Below are 18,434 nucleotides of genomic sequence, written 5' to 3'. Positions count from 1 at the left end.
TATAGATTAGCTCAAGATTATCTTGGCCAAATTCGAGCAGACATATGCCAGGCACATCCCTGCTCTGATTTGTTCAAGTTACATTGATTTATTTTTTCTTGTTTTTATTACTGACTGCAAGTCCCATACCTACGAGAATAGCTCCAGCGATCATCATGATAACACCTATGATCCAACCGCCTGAACCTTCACCTACGCTGATCATTACGGCTCCAAGAGCAATAACTGCCGATCCTGTTCCTAGTGCAATTTGTGCATTTTTATCTTGAGAATTTACTGATTGTAACATCTGTGTGACCTCCTGATTAATTAAATTATTCAATGGAGAACTTAGAATGTGTTTATCACTCTCGACCTATTATACCAAACTAGTACAGACCTTAAGACTGTTCGATGTCTCGAATGGAGAGGCTCAAGCGTCCACGATCATCAATTCCTGTCAATTTAACATTAAGGATTTGACCCTCTTGAAGAACGTCTTCAACACGCTCAACTCGTTCATTTGATAATTCACTAATATGCAACATACCGTCAATGCCTGGCAAAATGTTCACAAATGCACCAAAATCTTTAATAGTTACAACTTTACCTTCGTAAATACGCCCGACTTCTGGCTCCTCAGTGAGGGCTTTAATCCAGTTAAGTGCTTTCTCGATACTCGCAGTATCAACAGCTGCAACAGTAATAAGTCCGTCGTCTTTAATATCGATCTGAGCACCAGTTTCAGCGGTAATCTTATTGATAACCTCTCCACCTTTACCAATGACTGCACCGATCTTGTCTGGGTTAATTTTTATCTTTTCAATACGTGGTGCGTACTGAGAAAGTGCTCCGCGAGGGGCAGCAAGTGTTTCAAGCATGTGCTTCAAAATATGTGCACGGCCTGGTTTTGAAGCCTGGAGTGCTTTTTCAAGGATTTCAACAGGTAGACCGTGAACTTTCATATCCATTTGGATTGCGGTAATACCTTCAGATGTACCCGTAACCTTAAAGTCCATATCACCTGCAAAATCTTCAGCGTCAGCAATATCCGACAAAACATATGGCGTATGACCGTCCATCATAAGCCCCATTGCAATACCGGATACGGGTCGCTTAAGAGGGACACCAGCATCCATAAGGGCTAGTACTGAGCTACATGTAGCGGCCATGGAAGTTGATCCATTTTGGCTCATAATCTCAGTGACGCTTCGGATGGCATATGGGAAATCTTCTTCAGACGGAAGCATCGGCAAAACAGCTCTTTCTGCGAGATAACCATGACCGATTTCACGACGACCGGCTGATCCAAGTCGACGAACTTCACCAACTGTGTAGCCTGGCGCATTGTAATGGTGCATGTAACGACGTTCAAAATCGTTTTGTTCCATACTATCAACCATCTGCGCGTAGCTTAGTGGGGCGAGCGTAACGATATTCATGCCCTGAGTAACTCCACGCGTAAATAGTGATGAACCATGCGCACGAGGTAGCAAGCCCACTTCTGAACTTAGTTGACGTATCTCCTCGAGTTTACGACCATCTGGACGAAGGTTGTGCTCAACAATTCCTCGGCGCACATCTTTGTGTAGTGCCATCGTAAATGCTTCGTCATATTCACTATGAAGGATCTTATAGTCATCCGCACCAAACTTCTCAACCATGGCGGCATGGAATTCATTGCGTAAAACTGATACAAGTTCATTACGTTCAGGATATGGCTTTCTAAGGTCTTCACCTAGCTTTCCCTCAACCCACTCATCTACGATAGTTTGGAAACTATCTTCAGGAAGCACTAGTTCGTAAGGTAGCGGCTCAACACCAACTTTTTTAGCTAGTTCGAGCTGCAAGTCGATTGCCGGCTGCAGTTGCTCATGCGCCCAGGCAAGTGCCTGAGCTACCGTCTCTTCAGATACTTCGTCAGCACCAGCTTCAACCATAGTAATACCACTTTTAATACCTGCTACAACTATATCCAGATCGCTTTTAGCACGTTCTTCATTGCTTGCAAATGCTTTAAACTCACCATTAACACGAGCAACCCTTAGCCCAGCAACAGGACCATCGAACGGTGCGCCTGTTAACATAAGTGCGCTACTGGCGGCAATCATAGCTACCATATCAGGGCGGAATGTTGGATCCATAGATAAAACAGTCGCTACGTTTTGAACTTCCTGGCGATAGCCTTTTGGAAACAAAGGACGAATAGGACGATCAATCAAGCGACCAATAAGTATCGCTTCGTCGCTAGGCCGACCCTCTCGCTTAATAAAACGGCTACCACTAATTTTACCGCTTGCATAAAATTTTTCCTCATAATCGATTGAAAGTGGGAAATAATCCATACCGCTCAGTGGTTTCTTCCCTACCATTGCAGTACCTAAAACGACGGTTTCGCCGTATCTAACGAGCACAGATGCGCTTGTGCGGAATCCCACACGATTAACTTCTAACGTGAGCGTACGTCCTGCTAGCTCGGTGCTAACGCTAATAATATACTTGCCACTAGGGTTGATTGTTGTCATAGTTGTTCTCCTTTATTCACTCGATTTCTGATTGAGCGATAAGTAGCGGGTGTAGAATTTCCGATAATCGGAAAGCCCATATCCAGTACTTACATCGCTTACCCAAGTGTTATACCTATTATAGCAGGGTGTCAGAATAACCTAGTAAGTCATCACTTCAGCGTGACAATGTACCCTGTTTATTTTTTGCTTTTGCTTCGTACATCGCTCTATCCGCGCGGTCCTTAACCTGAGCGGGAGATTCCGGATGACTTGGGCTGTATATTATCGCGCCAGCAGAAATTCCAAATCCAAGCTCTCGTAATCGCCCACTATTAACTCTAGAATTTATAAAATCATCAGACAATGCATTAAAGTACTGTAATTCCTTATCCATCTGATCTGATGCCGTCTCTCCTTCTCGTCTGCGATCAAGTGGCAAGTCAGTTGTTATTCCAAACTCGTCTCCACCATATCGTGCAATCAATGTCGGCTCTTCATCAGTACTTACTTTTCCAAGTCTATCGGTATTTCGACGAAAATGCTTCTCAAGCATTTGTCCAAAACTTTCAATCAACATGTCACCTTCGCCATGTCCTAAAGTATTATTCACCAAGTTGAATGAATCAAAGTCGATAAAGATCACACCAAACTCAGTCCCTTCGCTAATTCTTTTCTCTATATCTTTATTCCACTCTTTTGCATTAAGAAAGCTTGGGAATTTAGCGTCATGACGGGCATCTTCTCTTTCTTTTTCTATCTTAAGTCTAAGTGCGCTTAAGGCAATACGACTCTCGCCGAAAAAAGCTGGAGCTGGGTAATGTTCACCCACGACAAATTCATCTGGAATTTGGTCGATACCTGGGCGAAATAAGTTTTTTTCTTTTTGTGTTTGAGACATTTGTCATAATATTAACATAAACACTAACATAAGTCAATGTTATCTGCTCTGTAGTGCATCAAGAGCTACAGACATCGCTGCAAGAACACGCCAATCCTCAGCAATGTATGCAGCATCAGTCATGGAGAGCGCATAATGATCTCTGAAGAGTGTGGTCTTTTGGTACTTTCCAACCTCTACCCCACTATCGGTTTGTGTAAATACAAAGTGATAGCGGAAAAAAAGTGTGATGAGATCAATAATGTCCCCAACAATCGGTATGTAACCTCCATAGCGTCGAAAGACAGCGAGCGCCTTATTACTCTCAGAAATAGTAAACTTTATGTTATCCGAAGTATCAAGAATATGCCATGTACTGCTAACAAACGACTTTCCAAAATCTTTTTTAAAACTTCCAACTAAAGCTCCGCTGTTATCTTCTACAAAATAACGCCCATGTATATCAAATACCTTTTCGGCACGAAAACTAAATATAGGAGTATCCTTTGATTCATCACTGTAAAACAAAACCTTTTCTTTGAAGTTTAGACGTTTCTGCTGTGCAAATGCAATAAGCTGAGATTTATTACCATCCGGGCTAGTAGCATAAATGGCATACCTATTAACGAATGCTGTAATTTTTTGTTCTACTATAAGCTTTGGATTCATACTTGTATGATATCGCATCTCGCACAAAGCGACTAATCAAATACGGTTAGATAGAATTTACTGTTAGAAACTCCGCAATTACTTGCGGAGTCCTAGGGCGGCAACTGTTGCTTTATAACCATCAAAGTCATTTGCTTCGAGGTATTTTAGCAGTCTTTTACGACGACCAACCATCTGGATCAAACCGCGACGAGCCATGTGGTCGTGCTTGTTTGTCTGAAGATGCTCGGTAATCTCTTTGATACGAGACGTCAAAACAGATGATTGCGCTTGAGCGGAACCAACGTCTTTTTTATGAGTCTGTGTCAAAGCAAGTGCCTTGGCTTTATTTTCTGCAGTAATCATCAAAAAGTATTGTATCAGAGTTTCTAGGACTTTTCAACAGGTTTATCATCGGTGACGCCAAATTCCTGTAATGTCTGAGCTTGGGCAAGTGTCCATGAACTAATTGAAGTCCGCCGAAGCTCGGTGCAGTAAGCGCCGGTTTTGAGAACGCCACCAATATCCTCAGCTAGGGTTCTAATATATGTACCGCTGCTAACGTGCGTATTAATCCTTACATACGGATAGTTGTATTCAACAAGCTCAATAGAATAAACAGTCACTGTGCGAACTGGCATTTCAACTACCTCACCTGCTCTTGCAAGTTTATATGCCCTCTGCCCATTAATCTTAATTGCAGAAAAGGTAGGCGGAGTCTGTTGAATCTCACCTTCAAAGCCTCTCAAAGCCTCTATAACATGCTTTTCAGTCGGAATGATGTCAGATACTTCTGTCAGATTACCTTCTGGGTCACCAGTCGAACTAGAGATGCCTAGGCGAATCGTAGCCTCATAAGTCTTGTCGAGCTTAGAGTAGCTACCAGCATTTTTACACTCCTTACCAATTACAAGAATCATAAGTCCTGTTGCAAAAGGATCAAGAGTTCCTGTGTGCCCCACTTTTATTTTTTTACCAGCATTCTGCGTGAGAACACGTCGAACACGTGCAACAACACCAAAACTGGTCATATGTGATGGTTTATCAATGAGTACCGTACCGTCTGTCATCATACTAGTATAGCCGTTTTCGTCCTTTTGGACTCATCAGCATAGATATACATCTATGAAACGGATGCAACGAAAGGGGTAAATATCCCTGAGTCGCTCCACCCGTTCACTACATGTAGCATAACCTGCGTTACTGCAGACGGTTAGCCATAGACAGCTGGCCGTTTTTAAATTAACTACATAAATGAACGAATGTACTACAACTTCAGGTGAGGCTCACAACCAGGTGATCATCCTTCTCTTTCACTCGGAATCCAAGCGTACGTAGCACTCCAAGCAGCGCGGTCCGCAGTTTTGGTTCAGCGGTCTGAACCTTCACCGTCAGACTCGGCTGCGTGATGATATCCATCACCCAACCACCTGATGCCAGGTGGAACTCAGTCTCGCCACATGCTGCCTGATAGGCAACCTCAGAGAAATTCTGAAGCGCCATCGCGACAACTGTGGTGGTACCGATCCGTGCCGACTGGTCGTATGCCAATCTCCGATGGTCCAGTATCCTTTCGGACATTGGATTCACCTTCCTTTCGTTGATTCTCTACCGACCCCGATAGCCAATAGATAGTACGATTATACTACAGTTGTCTGTTTTCGCAACATATTCTCATCTTTTTGCCAGGCAGAGTATACTTGGAACTATGAAAAAGATTATTTTTGGTATTTTTGCCCATCCAGATGATGAAGCCTTTGGCCCATCTGGCACACTACTTCTAGAGACAAAAGCAGGCACTGAGCTTCATCTCATTTCACTGACGGCTGGGCAAAATGGCACAAACCCAAATAATCTTAACAACCTTAAAGAGGTCCGACTTCAGGAATGGGAAGAAGCAGCACGATTAATTGGTGCGACAAAAACATATCACCTAGGATTTATTGACGGTCATCTTGATAATATAGCTATGATTGAAGCAAGCAAGCAAATCGAGGACATCATTCATGCTACCGTCACGGACAATGACCAGGTAGAAGTAGAGTTTATGACAATTGACCCGAATGGTATATCTGGTCATATTGATCACATAGTTGCCAGTAGAGCTGCAAGTTTTGTATTCTTTCGTCAAAAAGTAGCCGATACTAGGTTCACAAGAATTCGATATGCGTGTATATCAGAAATACAGAATCCAACAATACGGACTGACTGGTTATATATGGACGCTGGACGGACGCAAGCTGAGATCACCGAAACAGTCGACGCACGCTCACTGAAGGAAGAAATCACTGCTATTATGCGATGTCATGTTACGCAAACTTCTGACTGTGAAGCCGCACTCTCAAGGATGGGTGCTAACCTAGGTATTAATCACTTTATAACGAAAAGTTAGCTCTGACCAGGAATCTTAAACTGACCTGGATTATTCACAACTGGCTCTGAAGGAGAGACCGGTGGTGTAGCACCAAAGATATCACCAAGTTTATCAGATGACGGAGGGGTTGAAGGCATACCGAAATCTGGGACAGGTGGCAATGGCGGTAGAGTTGAAAAATCGGGTAATGGCGGCAAAGACATTGCACTTGGCAGTGACTCAGATGTTACTACTGCCTCGGATGGCGCCGGTATCGCAAACGGCTCACTTTGAGGAGATTCACCGAAGGCAGCCGCAACTGCGTCACGTGCTTCTTCATGCGGGCTTCTGTTCTGTTGATCAATATCAGCTAGTGTGGGTGCTGATGTTTGCTCAGGGCTAGCGACAGGTGTTGCAAATAAATCGATAGGCGCTGGCGGAGCGGCCATGGATACAGGTGGCTGGATAGGTGGTGAATAACTCGTAGCGCCGCTGAGTGGAGTGTCATTATCATGGAATGGGTCTACTGAAACTGGTTCCTCTGCTGGTGCCGATGCTGCATTAAGCGGTGACTGGTACGTTGGTGCGTTAGCTCCAACATAATCACCATTTGAATGGCTTAAGATGGTACGGTTTCGGTCATCATTAATCTCGCGACGTTTTGTCTCCGCGGCATCCTCGGCTGTAGCATTTAATGTCCCGCCAAATGATGGTTCAGTTTCTTGATCAGGGATCTGGGCTGTTGATGGATTTTGTGACGCGGCATGATCAACTTGAGCACTTGCCTGTGCTAAATCTTTTTGCAGATCTGCCACTGAAAGTGTCGCTGCTGCAGGGACTGCAACCTGAGCAGTCGCATTAAGTTGTTTTGCTAACATATCTTCAGCTTGTTTCGCAGCTTCTGTTTGCTGTTTTTCAGCGACTTCCTTACGATCTTCCTCTAGCTTCTCTTCGACTACATCAAGAGCATCAGCTTGATTTTCTTCGGCTGTTTCAGAAGCAACAGAATCAATATCACCTTCCTTCTCGTGCGAAATTGAAAGGGAGCCATCATTCTTTTTGACAGGGGTCTGATTATCAACAATTTTTTTATTCTTGTTACGATCATTTTTATTAAGCTTCGTTGGCTCGCCTTCAGATAGATCAGTTGTGCCATCAGAGTTTGAAGTACCACTACCGCTGCCAGTATCCTTGTTGTTGTCGGCGTTTTGACCAATATCGTGTGCTTCTTCAAGTTTTGAAGCAATTAACTGTTGGTTTGCACCCGCAGCCATGAGCTGCGCAGCGACAGTCATTACCTTAGACGAAGTTCGTGGATTAGAAAACCTATCAGTTGCAGAAACAATACCTGTTAAAAAAGCTGTTGCCGTCTGTTCATCGAGAAGCGACTTATCTTTTTTAAGTGAATCTGTTAGCCCTACTACCATTTCGCTCAAGCTACTCGCATTACTCTCATGCCAGTCAATAGTACCAAGACTACTTGTATTATCGCCTGCACTCATAGTTACAACTGTTGCATCGTGAAGAATTCTTCCATGTGCAGATAGTGCTTCATCGAGGTTATCTTTATCTTTGACACCGAGAGCTAGTACTAATTCAACATTGTAGTCACCCTGACTAAAGTCAAGATCATCACCTGTAATTGTAGTCCTGTAAGGAGTAATGAAGATCTTTACGACATCACCTTCAACTTTGTAGCGTAGGTGGTCTGCTTTTTCTTTATCAAGAGCAATAATAAAGTCACGGAGTGAATCAACGGTACTCTCAAAAGTTTTTTCAGGATCAAGAAATGTAATCGCGGGTGGAATTGAGCCACTAAACACTGCTGTTGCATGCTTGCTCATATTATTTAAAAGTATCGTAAGTCCAAGCGCAGCAGAGAGTTCATCTACTGATGGATTAGCACTGACCGTTACCAATATGTTACTGGAACTTTTGATCTTTTCAACAATTTGTTGTTTTTGTGTGCCATCATTCATGGACTGATTCCTATTTTTTTATTTTGTCAGATTTTGAGTTAACTATACCATAAGTAATTTGGATACGTCAACAAATCCACCCCACTTTACAAGTAGCCCCCTTTCCCCTATAATAACGCCTTGATTGTATATATAAATTTTAGGTAAAGGAACAGCAATGCCAATCATCAAATCAGCCATTAAACGAATGAAGCAAACGATCAAGCGCAATGAGCGTAATGTCGGCATCAAACGTGACATTAAGTCTGCAGTTAAGACATTCTTAGCTAAGCCTACAAGTGAAGGTTTAAGTGCTGCTCATAGTGAGCTTGACACTGCAGTTAAGAAAAACCTTCTTAAGAAAAACACTGTAGCCCGCCGAAAAGCACAACTTGCCAAAGTTGCAAAAGACGCTGGCGTGAAACTTGCGCCTAGTAAGAAAGCAACAACCAAAGCACCTGTAACTAAAAAAGCTCCGGCAAAACCAGCCGCAAAAGCAACTGTTGCTAAAAAGGCTGTATCAGTAAAGAAACCTGCAGCTGTTAAAAAAACAGCCGCAAAGAAAACAACAAAGTAATTTATCCGATTACGAAAAACAGCCTCAGTTGAGGCTGTTTTTCTATCAATAATATTACCGACTTCTAAAGACTACTTCGCTATGGTCTGGTATTGGTCTGAGATTTTTATAAGTGCACGTTCAATAAGTAGCCAAGGATCCGCTACGGATGTTTTCATACCTTCATCTGCTTCGGCAAATGCAATAATGGCAAGCTTAGCCCCTTTTGGTCCAAGTTTCTTAGCAGTAGTTGCTATTTTTGTAAGACCGTACGGATTTACACCTAAATCCTTGGCAACATCGTTTGTTGATTTATCCGTTATGGTAAGCGTCGCTAAATAAAATACCTGTCCAGAAAGAAGACCAAATAATCGATAAGGATCTTCGTGGAGCATAATAACACGCATCATACTTATGACACCGCTGGTATCACCCCGAAGTGCAGTCTCGAAAAGATTAAATACGTTCTCGGTTGTGTTTGCCTCAATAACATCGTGAATAATATCCGGGGTCACAACATCCAGGACTATCAATTTATCTAATGCTAAAGAAAGTTGCCACTGATCAACACCTACGCGTCCGACCAATGCCTGAGCACTTTTTTTATCTAGTGCTAATCCAAGATGACTAGCTTCGTTTATGATCCAGTCCTCCGCTTTACGATTATCATACTCTCTCCAAAGAGGAAATTCACGTATAGCTGCAGACCTTGTAAGTGACTTATACGTTTTAGTGCGCTTATCTAATTTTTGCTCGATAAGAATTACGGAAATCTCCTCAGGTATTCGCTCGATCCATTGTTCAAAACTCTCCCAGACTAATTTATTCTCAGAAGCATTTTTGATAATTATGAGCCTCGTATCGGCAAAAAGTGTCCCACCTATAAGAAGATCTGGTAACTGCCGAGCATTCAATTCACTACCATCGACCTTTTCCGAAACACCATCAAAAGAAGACTCGAGTTTTTTAATCTCACGCTCAATTTCAAAACTATTTTCACCTGTAAATACTGTGATCATTATATCTATTATAGACTAGGATTATCGCTGTGCATTGAATGCAAGATTATCTGGATTAATGTTATTACTTAAAGCGGCAGCTCTCCACAATCCAGTAAATATTCTTTGACGATCAAGTTTAGGACTTTTTCTAGTATTTTCAACCGCGTATGCAGCAACTTCACTGAGGATATTGCTACGATGGGTTGTGAGTGATTCATCTTTCTCAGTTGGCTCATCGCCAATCGCAAGACCATCTGCCAAGCGAAATGGTAGTCTATTCGTACGACGACCAGAAAAACTATCGAGATTCTCTTCGTAGATTTTTTCGACAATACCCAAGACGCGATCTGCATCTTGATCATTTAAAGCATAGAGAACAATCCCATCACCACGCATTGTAATAGCTGACTGATGATCAGCCCTCTTCTTCTTTTGTCCACTGAGTACGCTACTCTCAACAGAGCGATCGAATATCTTACCTTTTATCTTTAGCCCAGCTGCATCTGCAGCAGCTGTGACTTGTGAGAATATTCTCACTGAATCCATGATTTTCGGATTAAGGTAAATACGACGAGTAATCTGCTGAGCCTCACCAGATAGCGAACTCTCTAGGTATGCTTGAGAAGTCCACTGAACAAAATTTGCAAGACCCTGGCGCTGAATAGTGATGGGAACAGCCATCCCACTAATGCGACCACCTGCAAGAAAATCAACTTTATTGCCTTTTTTAGTAGGAAAAGTACCGGCATTAAATTCAAACTCAGGTCGAGGTAATACTTTGTTATTACTTGGATCTATAGATCGATTCCTAAGATATTTACTAAATGTTTGTTCACCTGCCTCAAGTGTTTTTACCATTTTAGCTTCTGCGTTTTGTATATATGCTTTCGTAGAACTAGGCTGGTCGCTCAGTGAATATACATGGAGATTATCTATTATGAAGCCAGTCAATTGATGACGAAATTCAACAGCTTGATCGACGTCGCGAACAAACTCTTTATCAGAGTCATCGGCAGGCACTTGGTCAAGGAATGATTTCATGAAGTATGCCTCCTTACCGGGTGCAGATCTAAGAGTGCCATCAATTGCACCATCGATAAAGCCTGGAGCTAAGATCTTCTTTGCAGCAACAGAACGCTCAAAGGTATATTTTTGTTTTGGTACTGTATCTTTTTGCATAATTTTTATTTAAAAGTATTACGTATAAAATATAATAGCATAAGAAGAATAAAATGTCAATTACTCGATGGATCTACTCTTCCTTTTGGCAGAATGGGCAAATATGTGTACCGCGTCCTGCGGCTTTAAATTTGATTATTATCGTGCCACAACGTGGACACGGATGACCCTCTCTACGAAAAACTCTTGCAAAATCCATGTAGCTGCCCCGCTTACCTTCAGCATTAACATAATTTTTATCAGTAGATCCGCCTTTATCAATTGCGAGATTCATAACTGCACGAAGTTCGGTGTAGAGGGCATGGAACTCCGCAGTCGTAATAGATCCAACTAGACGTTTTGGATGAATCTTAGCTCCCCACAGTGACTCATCAGCATAAATATTACCTACACCCGCAACAACCGTTTGATCAAGTAATGCAGCCTTGATACTTGTCTTAGCGCGACGAGTAAAACGTGCGGAAAACTCATTAACCGTAAAATCTGGTTCAAGTGGCTCTGGTCCAACTTTTTTCATGAAATCGATATTTGACACTTCTACTGTTGGGAGCAACCTCATCCAACCAAACTTACGCTGATCATTGAAGTAGAGATGTGAAGAGTCTGTGAATTCAATCGTTACACGAGTTGATCGATCTGGTAGTTCCCCAACAAGACTGTCGTTTGGATGTCCTGCACCAAATACTGTCTCACCACGAAAAACTAACTGTCCTGTCATCTTTAAATGGATAACAAGAGTGTAGCCGGTTGAAAGATCAATCATTAAAACTTTTGCACGTCGACGAATATCAATTACTGCGGCATCAATTAAAAATTCAGTTACATCAGTTTGTGTATTTGGAAAACTTTTAGGCGTATCGCTGTTTACACCTTTTATAATACGATTAATAATGAGCCTGTTTAGACCACGACGAACCGTCTCTACTTCAGGTAGCTCAGGCATCTTATTCCCCTGAGAGCAGTGCCCTGAGATCCGTAGCCGTCTGCTCTGATGAAACACATACAATTCCTTGCATTCCTGCTCGAATTGCACCAGTTATGTTCGTCTCAAGATCATCTATCATTACACACTCTTCCGGAAGAAGACCCATACGCTGAGCCATTAATTCAAAGATTGCTGGATCGGGTTTCATAATATGAACGTCACTCGATAAAACCACTTCATCAAAGAGTTGTGAGAGCTCATCGCTTGTAAATAAACCATCCATGACATGTTGTCCAACATTACTAAGCAATGCGACCTTATACTCTGGGTGTAAAGAACGGACAAGTTCGAACATCGCTTCATTTCGTATATGGTAAGTAGAGAGAATAGTTGCAACTTCTGAGGGTTCTTTATGAGTAAAACCAGCAACCGCCGTTATATAATCATCTTTTGTGACATATCCAAGATCAGAAGTACGGCTGAGATTCATAAGATCATCTCTATGTTCAGGTGATGTGATGTCATACAAATGACCCAAACTTCCACGGTACAAAACGCCAAAACAGTCAAAAATAATACCGCGTATCATATTAATAGTATACGCGGTATTAGCCGTGAGTGATAGGGGCTACAATTTGATATTACTAAGAAGTGCTTTGCTAGTTGGAATTTGCTGAAGGAACAGGCTTTCAAGCTGTGAAACACTTGCCTTTAAAGAACCCGGAGACCCTTTGCACGTTGATGTCCATAAACGTTTTTCAACCTGCGTACCTGATAAGATTTCAAATTCATACACTTTACCCGTCGCACAGATACCGCGCGTATCATCACTGTCACCTGTTAATATACTCCCCTGCATCATATTGGCACGGTTTAAAGCAAAAACAAATTCTTCATATGCTTTGATGTTGTTTGCAAGTTGACCACTTGAAATTGGCTGATCAAGATAACCAGAGTAGGTGGTAAGCGTGCGGTCACTTGGAGATATCGTCTCTTGATAAGATCGGAAATTCTCATCTGCAACGATAGAACCTCGAACTGTCATACGAACACTTCGATCTGGTGCAGTGCTAATGAGAGATGTCTGACTAGAATCATTTACAGTCTGAGTACTTCCTCCACTAAAAAGAGCTCGTCCAACCGAAACAAGTGCAGCAACGGCAATCGCTATAACAATTAAAATAAGTGCAATCGGAATGATGCGAGATATTCTATTTCTATTCATTTTAATATTTTATCACTTTGATAGACAAAAGTCAATGTATGTTCGTTATCAGCGTAAAAGCACGCTGGCCGAGTTGTCTTCCCATATCTTGAGTTACTTTCTCGTAAAGTGACTCAATTGGGTGCAGAAGTGAACTGGCTCGGTCAGGCCCAGGGATATAAGTAAATCTCTGCGTGTGCTGGCAAAGATGAATCCTAGGAGAGTATTCAATAGGCAAACTTTCTACATTTGCGGTGTCGAGATATATGATAGTTTGCGGACCCGCCTGAGGGTCATGAAACTGATCAACATCAAGAATAGCTGGTTCATACAACTCGCCCGTTCCAATGTCAGCCATAGCAATAAAATAACCCTCAGGAACATCATTAAGCTGAGGATTCACTCTTATATGCACAAGCTCACCAAGCCCACTGTAGCCAGTGAACATTTCCGGATCATTATTCAGGCTTGCCCCACGATAATCTACAGGTATAGGTGGTCGCTCATGCCCACGTCTACGCGCGTTTACGTCTGGATGTCCGACATATATCCACATAAAATCGGCAAAGGTTTTTTGCGCTCGACTGTCACTAATTATACGTTCGGCTGGTGAAATATATTTATCTGGCGGGACTACGGGAGTTTCGACGTGCTGTGATGGTACATCTAAAGGCGACATAGTGTACACTTCCTACATATCTGACAAGCACGTATATTCATAAGACCTTGTTATAGTAATACGCTTATTGTTATCCGTTTGCAAGGATGTTAAAGTTCACCCCAATTTGTACCTGTACTTACATCAACTTTTAGGCTAATTGCGAGTTCAGGGGCGATATTTTCCATACAAGTTTTTAATAAGTCAGCAACTTTTTCAGCATTCCCCGCTGGGCATTCTATTAGGATTGAATCGTGAATTTGCAGAATCTGCTCACCTAAATCACCTATCTTTTCATCGACAAGTAGCATGGCCTTTTTCATAAGATCCGCTTCTGTTCCTTGAATTGGCATGTTAGCAGCAGCGCGTTTTGCTGCCTCACGAACAATAAAATTACTACTGTTGACATCTGGAGTTGGGCGACGACGTCCATAATATGTCTCGACATAGCCTTCTGTCTTTGCTTGCTCGAGAGTACTATCGATAAACACCCGAATAGGCGCACGAACAGTAAAATAATGATCAATAAATGTCTTTGCCTGAGTAAAATTCATACCTGTTGCAGCTGCAAGCCCATGTGGACTCATACCATATAGAACACCAAAATTAATCACCTTCGCGTCGCGACGCTGAGATTTTGTGACATCGTCAACGGGTATACCATATACCTCACTAGCTGTTTTAGTATGGATATCAATTGAACCATTAAAATCATTGATGAGCTTCTCGTCGTGTGCCAAAATTGCCGCTAAGCGTAGTTCAAACTGTGAATAATCTGCGCTGACTAGTACATTTCCCTCTTCAGGTATAAATGCTTCACGGATACGACGGCCCAGGTCACTCCTGACGGGAATATTTTGTAAATTTGGATTAGTACTACTCAGCCGACCCGTTGCAGCAACGTCTTGGTTGAAGGTTGTATGAATGCGATCATTATCGTCAGCCTGCACTGGCAATGTATCAATATATGTATTCTTAAGCTTAGCAAGTTCACGAGTTCGTTCTATGAGTTCAATAATAGGATGCTGCCCACGAAGCTTATCAAGTTCTTTTTGACCAGTTGAGTAACCTGTTTTACCTTTTTTGATGCCCTGCGTAGATAAGCCAAGATTTGTAAAAAGCACTTCAGATAATTGAGCAGGGCTGGCAATATTAAACTCGTGACCAACCATTGTATGCATTTTTTGTTCAAGCTCGCCCAACTCATCACCAAGTTCACGACTCATGGCAGAAAGAAACTGCTTATTGACCTTAATGCCCTTACTTTCCATACGGTACAGCATGTAAGTCAGCGGGAAATCGAGCGTTGTCGCAATCGATGCAATTTTAGGTTCACGGGCAAAGCTTTCTAATTGTTGATCATAAATATGCCATAAGGAAGCCATTGTTTTACCTGCATCATCAGGTTGAATGTCGTCGTTGATTAAACCGGCAATTGATCTATCGCGCGTCAGAGGGTCGATCAGAAATGCAGACTGACGAACATCATGAACATTGTCAAAACGAACTTCCACTGCCTGGCTATGCGCAGCATGATACAGAGCCTTAGCATCATAGGTAACAACCTTCGTCATTTCAAGTGCACGCCAAATACTGCTATCGATATGGGTCAGTGGAGCTCTAGCGACTGTCTTTCGATCAAGTGAAAGCCAAGCTTCATCACCCGCATCATTTAATTGTAGTAATACCTCAGCGCCAGCACTTAAGCTCAGAGTTACTGGCCACGGCGCTTCAACTAGTGGTTGAATATTCGAGACAATAGGCTCGCTAAATAAATCTGTTTGGGTAGATTTCTGCATACCTTTTGGCAATTTCCTAAGAAGCGAAGTGAACTCTAGTTTTCTTAATAGGTCTTCGAGTTTTTCCGTATCAAGGTCATTAACATCAGTTGCGTCGAGATCAAGTGTGACAGGCGCATCACACCAAATCTCACCAACTAGCTTGCTGGTATACGCACTCTCTTTACCTGCTTCTAATTTTGTCCTCGTTGTCGGCTTAATATCACCAAGATGTGCATATACACCATCAAGTGTTTTGTATTCCTGAAGTAGTTGGATACCAGTCTTTTCACCAATTCCTGGAACTCCAGGAATATTATCGGATGAATCCCCTTTTAGTGATTTAAGATCTAAAAATTGATGCACTGATAGTCCATACTTCTCTTCGAAGTGGGTGACATCAAATTGTTCAAGATTACTAAGCCCACTCTTCATTGCGTAAACATGCGTTAAAGGACCAACAAGTTGTAGCATATCTAGATCACTTGTAATAAGACACGTTTCGATTCCCTGTTCACTAGCTTGCTTAGACAGTGCACCCATAATATCATCTGCCTCGTAGTCATCGAGTTCATAAAGTGGCCATGAAAATGCCTCAAGCAGTTCGTGTAACATAGGGATCTGCGCAAAAAAATCTTCTGGCGGACGTTTGCGACCAGCCTTGTATGTAGGTAGAATCTCTAGGCGTTTTCGTATACTTGTTCCCTTTTTATCCCAAGCAACTGCAACGTAGTCAGGCTGAAGCTTTTTAATAAGTTCGAGTGCTAGTGTAGTAAAACCATACACACCGCCCGTTGGTGTGCCGTCTTTCAAAGAAAGCCCAGGCATTGCATAGTAACCACGATAAAAAACCGATTTTCCGTCAATAATAGCCAGTCGCTTCATATGTCCAGTATAGCGCAGATTCAGCTTAGCTGCGTGAGCGTCTCTAGGATTTGACTACTATTACCGTAGTCGTCTATTATGAAGAGATGGAAAAACCTACATTTCATGTTGCAATCATACCTGACGGCAATCGTCGTTGGGCCAAGCAGCATGGAATTGGTGCATATTCTAGAATGTATAAAAAAGGTGTCGACCGAACGCTTGAGATATCGGAAGCCGCCTTTGCTGCCGGGGTAACTCACCTTTCCCTATGGGGCAGTTCATATGCCAACATTGCAGATCGAACGGGCGATTTTTCATCAAGCATTGATAAGCTTTATCGAACTAGCGTCCATAAATTTGCAGACCATCCACTCATAAGTAAGTATGATGTTAGAATTCAGGCAATCGGCGAATGGCGTGATACGCTTACCAAGCCGACAATCGATGCAATCAACAAGGTAGTCGATCAGACTAATATGCGTGGAACAAACATACTTACGCTTCTTTTTAGCTACAGTGGATCTCGTGAACGAGCGGCAGCAATTCAATCTCTACTAAAATCGGATGTTATTACCCCCCATGGCGTAGAGGCTTCTAACATGTTACTACGCGAGCATTCATGGACTAGTTCACTACCTCAAGTAGATCTTATTGTTCGTACGGGCGCATGGCATGACCCTCATAACAGTGCTGGATTTTTAAGTTTACTCGCTGATGAAACGCAGCTCGTTTTTCCCGAAGTTCTTTGGCCAGATTTCACATCTGAACATATGACGAAGATCATAGATGAGTTTAGGGCTCGTGAGCGTCGTTTCGGAAAATAAATTACGATTGCCGCTTCGTTATATAATCAGTTAACTGATGTAAAAAAACTATAAAAGTATGGTCGATATCCTCGGCCCGATCAAGCGCAGTAAATGCTTCATCCTTATGCCATGAAGAGCGTGTCTCTGCATAATCTTTTGCCCCGGTTGCAATAAGTACGTCGCGTACTTTATCGCAATCAGCATCACTCGCATCACAATTCCCAAGAGTAGCCTCAAGCACACTTTTCTGTACATTGTCTCCTTTTTTTAATGCATACTGCACCAACAGAGTCATTTTTCCTTCGTGAATATCGTCATTAGTACCTTTACCTGTTTGATCTTTATTACCAAATGAACCGATAGTGTCATCAGTAATTTGAAAGGCGCAACCGGTGTGTATAGAATAATCATGAAGGGGTTCACTAAGACCATCTTTCCCGGCGAGGCATGCACCAAGCTCAAGTGGACTAAGGATCGTATAGTAAGCAGATTTTCGAGTAAGAACTCGCTCGATCGCATCTTCAGTCGGGATATCTCGACTTACTTCGTTATATATATCGTTCATTTGACCATCAATCGTTACTGCTAGGTTATGGTGCAACGAGAGCAGCGCACGACGAACAATACCTGAGTCTATATCTAAATCAAGAATTTCTGCTGTTGCTTTATGCATACCGGCAACAGCTGCATTCATCGCTTGGGTTGCCCCGTAATGTTCATGATCATTTTTAAGATCTGCGTTTACTGCATATGTTTCAAGTAGCTTATGGGCAGACAGTCCGCCCCGCCGCATATCTGATCTGTCGGCTATATCATCGAGAATTAATAAATAGGTCTGGACGAATTCAAACACTCTAGCTGCCACTATTGCAACATGCTCATCCCGCCCACCATGCGCATAATAGCTCTGCATAGCAAGCATTCCCCGAAGACGCTTTCCTCCACGTAACAATATATTACAAAAAGCAGCAACTGGCTCCCTGCTTCCGCCTTCAAACTCAGCTTGCCAAACTGTCGCACACTCAGCTAGGTCCTGGTCGATAGCTGTACGCAGTTGGGCATCTGACACGCTAAAATATCCGTCATAAGTCATTTCATCATTATACGCTACTCAGACGGGGCTAGTTGATTGCTATAG

At 42.5% G+C, this 18,434-nt stretch carries 19 protein-coding genes; 3 read left to right on the top strand and 16 right to left on the bottom strand.

The features are described from left to right. Positions 1-88: 88 nt before the first annotated feature. From ABIS22_03730 to ABIS22_03700, 7 genes are all read right to left on the bottom strand, one after another. Positions 89-289 (bottom strand): hypothetical protein, encoded by a 201-nt coding sequence (locus ABIS22_03730; GenBank protein MEO7740999.1) that lies wholly within the window; start codon positions 287-289, stop codon positions 89-91. A 91-nt stretch (positions 290-380) separates the two neighbouring features. Continuing rightward, entirely contained in the window at positions 381-2,504 is a 2,124-nt protein-coding gene (pnp, locus tag ABIS22_03725; protein MEO7740998.1) for a polyribonucleotide nucleotidyltransferase, read from the bottom strand. Between the two features lie 157 nt (positions 2,505-2,661). Beyond that, positions 2,662-3,384, bottom strand: a complete 723-nt coding sequence (locus tag ABIS22_03720) for a GGDEF domain-containing protein (GenBank protein MEO7740997.1) — start codon at positions 3,382-3,384, stop codon at positions 2,662-2,664. A 39-nt stretch (positions 3,385-3,423) separates the two neighbouring features. Next, positions 3,424-4,032, bottom strand: coding sequence for a hypothetical protein (locus ABIS22_03715; protein ID MEO7740996.1), 609 nt, complete (start codon positions 4,030-4,032; stop codon positions 3,424-3,426). A gap of 78 nt (positions 4,033-4,110) precedes the next feature. Then, positions 4,111-4,377 carry a 30S ribosomal protein S15 gene (rpsO, locus tag ABIS22_03710; GenBank protein ID MEO7740995.1) on the bottom strand — a complete coding sequence of 89 codons (267 nt, stop codon included), beginning with the start codon at positions 4,375-4,377 and terminating at the stop codon, positions 4,111-4,113. Between the two features lie 23 nt (positions 4,378-4,400). Further along, a complete protein-coding gene (gene truB, locus ABIS22_03705; protein MEO7740994.1) occupies positions 4,401-5,084 on the bottom strand; it encodes a tRNA pseudouridine(55) synthase TruB in 684 nt (227 codons plus the stop codon). A 202-nt stretch (positions 5,085-5,286) separates the two neighbouring features. Continuing rightward, the gene (locus tag ABIS22_03700) at positions 5,287-5,514 is read right to left on the bottom strand and encodes a hypothetical protein (GenBank protein MEO7740993.1); all 228 of its coding nucleotides are present in this window, start codon (positions 5,512-5,514) and stop codon (positions 5,287-5,289) included. Positions 5,515-5,719: 205 nt separating this feature from the next. Between ABIS22_03700 and ABIS22_03695 the strand changes: the two genes are divergently transcribed. Next, entirely contained in the window at positions 5,720-6,403 is a 684-nt protein-coding gene (locus ABIS22_03695; protein MEO7740992.1) for a PIG-L deacetylase family protein, read from the top strand. On the opposite strand, the gene ABIS22_03690 is transcribed toward ABIS22_03695, so the two are convergent. Next, positions 6,400-8,343 (bottom strand): hypothetical protein, encoded by a 1,944-nt coding sequence (locus ABIS22_03690; GenBank protein MEO7740991.1) that lies wholly within the window; start codon positions 8,341-8,343, stop codon positions 6,400-6,402. The genes ABIS22_03695 and ABIS22_03690 overlap by 4 nt on opposite strands. A 157-nt stretch (positions 8,344-8,500) precedes the next feature. On the opposite strand from ABIS22_03690, the gene rpsT reads away from it, so the two are divergent. Then, positions 8,501-8,899: a 30S ribosomal protein S20 gene (gene rpsT / locus ABIS22_03685; protein MEO7740990.1), complete on the top strand. Its 399-nt coding sequence runs from the start codon at positions 8,501-8,503 to the stop codon at positions 8,897-8,899. Positions 8,900-8,970: 71 nt separating this feature from the next. Here the strand turns inward: rpsT and holA are convergent, their stop codons facing one another. The 7 genes from holA to polA form a co-directional block, all read right to left on the bottom strand. Then, complete coding sequence (holA, locus tag ABIS22_03680) at positions 8,971-9,897, bottom strand: DNA polymerase III subunit delta (protein ID MEO7740989.1); 927 nt, start codon at positions 9,895-9,897, stop codon at positions 8,971-8,973. 21 nt (positions 9,898-9,918) lie between these two features. Beyond that, on the bottom strand, positions 9,919-11,058 hold the full coding sequence (locus tag ABIS22_03675) for a T3SS effector HopA1 family protein (protein MEO7740988.1): 1,140 nt from the start codon (positions 11,056-11,058) through the stop codon (positions 9,919-9,921). Between the two features lie 73 nt (positions 11,059-11,131). Then, positions 11,132-12,001 carry a bifunctional DNA-formamidopyrimidine glycosylase/DNA-(apurinic or apyrimidinic site) lyase gene (gene mutM / locus ABIS22_03670; GenBank protein ID MEO7740987.1) on the bottom strand — a complete coding sequence of 290 codons (870 nt, stop codon included), beginning with the start codon at positions 11,999-12,001 and terminating at the stop codon, positions 11,132-11,134. Position 12,002: 1 nt separating this feature from the next. After that, positions 12,003-12,572: an HAD-IA family hydrolase gene (locus ABIS22_03665; protein MEO7740986.1), complete on the bottom strand. Its 570-nt coding sequence runs from the start codon at positions 12,570-12,572 to the stop codon at positions 12,003-12,005. 39 nt (positions 12,573-12,611) lie between these two features. After that, complete coding sequence (locus ABIS22_03660) at positions 12,612-13,208, bottom strand: hypothetical protein (protein MEO7740985.1); 597 nt, start codon at positions 13,206-13,208, stop codon at positions 12,612-12,614. A gap of 31 nt (positions 13,209-13,239) precedes the next feature. Beyond that, a complete protein-coding gene (locus tag ABIS22_03655) occupies positions 13,240-13,866 on the bottom strand; it encodes a hypothetical protein (GenBank protein ID MEO7740984.1) in 627 nt (208 codons plus the stop codon). Positions 13,867-13,955: 89 nt separating this feature from the next. After that, positions 13,956-16,508 carry a DNA polymerase I gene (gene polA / locus ABIS22_03650; GenBank protein ID MEO7740983.1) on the bottom strand — a complete coding sequence of 851 codons (2,553 nt, stop codon included), beginning with the start codon at positions 16,506-16,508 and terminating at the stop codon, positions 13,956-13,958. Between the two features lie 86 nt (positions 16,509-16,594). Between polA and ABIS22_03645 the strand changes: the two genes are divergently transcribed. Then, positions 16,595-17,314, top strand: a complete 720-nt coding sequence (locus ABIS22_03645) for an undecaprenyl diphosphate synthase family protein (protein ID MEO7740982.1) — start codon at positions 16,595-16,597, stop codon at positions 17,312-17,314. 1 nt (position 17,315) lies between these two features. On the opposite strand, the gene ABIS22_03640 is transcribed toward ABIS22_03645, so the two are convergent. Beyond that, positions 17,316-18,389 (bottom strand): polyprenyl synthetase family protein, encoded by a 1,074-nt coding sequence (locus ABIS22_03640; GenBank protein ID MEO7740981.1) that lies wholly within the window; start codon positions 18,387-18,389, stop codon positions 17,316-17,318. Positions 18,390-18,434: the final 45 nt, after the last annotated feature.

The sequence above is a fragment of the Candidatus Saccharimonadales bacterium genome, assembly GCA_039928925.1.
Taxonomy (GTDB): Bacteria; Patescibacteriota; Saccharimonadia; order Saccharimonadales; family Saccharimonadaceae; genus UBA6022.
This window is presented reverse-complemented; position numbering and strand designations above follow the sequence as displayed.

Bases quoted from the DNA above. Each gene is read 5' to 3' on its own strand.
- mutM (MEO7740987.1), bottom strand. From the start codon at position 12,001: ATGCCTGAGCTACCTGAAGTAGAGACGGTTCGTCGTGGTCTAAACAGG.
- ABIS22_03655 (MEO7740984.1), bottom strand. From the start codon at position 13,866: ATGTCGCCTTTAGATGTACCATCACAGCACGTCGAAACTCCCGTAGTC.
- pnp (MEO7740998.1), bottom strand. From the start codon at position 2,504: ATGACAACAATCAACCCTAGTGGCAAGTATATTATTAGCGTTAGCACC.
- ABIS22_03675 (MEO7740988.1), bottom strand. From the start codon at position 11,058: ATGCAAAAAGATACAGTACCAAAACAAAAATATACCTTTGAGCGTTCT.
- ABIS22_03690 (MEO7740991.1), bottom strand. From the start codon at position 8,343: ATGAATGATGGCACACAAAAACAACAAATTGTTGAAAAGATCAAAAGT.
- ABIS22_03645 (MEO7740982.1), top strand. From the start codon at position 16,595: ATGGAAAAACCTACATTTCATGTTGCAATCATACCTGACGGCAATCGT.
- ABIS22_03700 (MEO7740993.1), bottom strand. From the start codon at position 5,514: ATGGCGCTTCAGAATTTCTCTGAGGTTGCCTATCAGGCAGCATGTGGC.
- ABIS22_03660 (MEO7740985.1), bottom strand. From the start codon at position 13,208: ATGAATAGAAATAGAATATCTCGCATCATTCCGATTGCACTTATTTTA.
- ABIS22_03695 (MEO7740992.1), top strand. From the start codon at position 5,720: ATGAAAAAGATTATTTTTGGTATTTTTGCCCATCCAGATGATGAAGCC.
- ABIS22_03640 (MEO7740981.1), bottom strand. From the start codon at position 18,389: ATGACTTATGACGGATATTTTAGCGTGTCAGATGCCCAACTGCGTACA.
- ABIS22_03715 (MEO7740996.1), bottom strand. From the start codon at position 4,032: ATGAATCCAAAGCTTATAGTAGAACAAAAAATTACAGCATTCGTTAAT.
- ABIS22_03730 (MEO7740999.1), bottom strand. From the start codon at position 289: ATGTTACAATCAGTAAATTCTCAAGATAAAAATGCACAAATTGCACTA.
- polA (MEO7740983.1), bottom strand. From the start codon at position 16,508: ATGAAGCGACTGGCTATTATTGACGGAAAATCGGTTTTTTATCGTGGT.
- rpsT (MEO7740990.1), top strand. From the start codon at position 8,501: ATGCCAATCATCAAATCAGCCATTAAACGAATGAAGCAAACGATCAAG.
- ABIS22_03720 (MEO7740997.1), bottom strand. From the start codon at position 3,384: ATGTCTCAAACACAAAAAGAAAAAAACTTATTTCGCCCAGGTATCGAC.
- rpsO (MEO7740995.1), bottom strand. From the start codon at position 4,377: ATGATTACTGCAGAAAATAAAGCCAAGGCACTTGCTTTGACACAGACT.
- truB (MEO7740994.1), bottom strand. From the start codon at position 5,084: ATGATGACAGACGGTACGGTACTCATTGATAAACCATCACATATGACC.
- ABIS22_03665 (MEO7740986.1), bottom strand. From the start codon at position 12,572: ATGATACGCGGTATTATTTTTGACTGTTTTGGCGTTTTGTACCGTGGA.
- holA (MEO7740989.1), bottom strand. From the start codon at position 9,897: ATGATCACAGTATTTACAGGTGAAAATAGTTTTGAAATTGAGCGTGAG.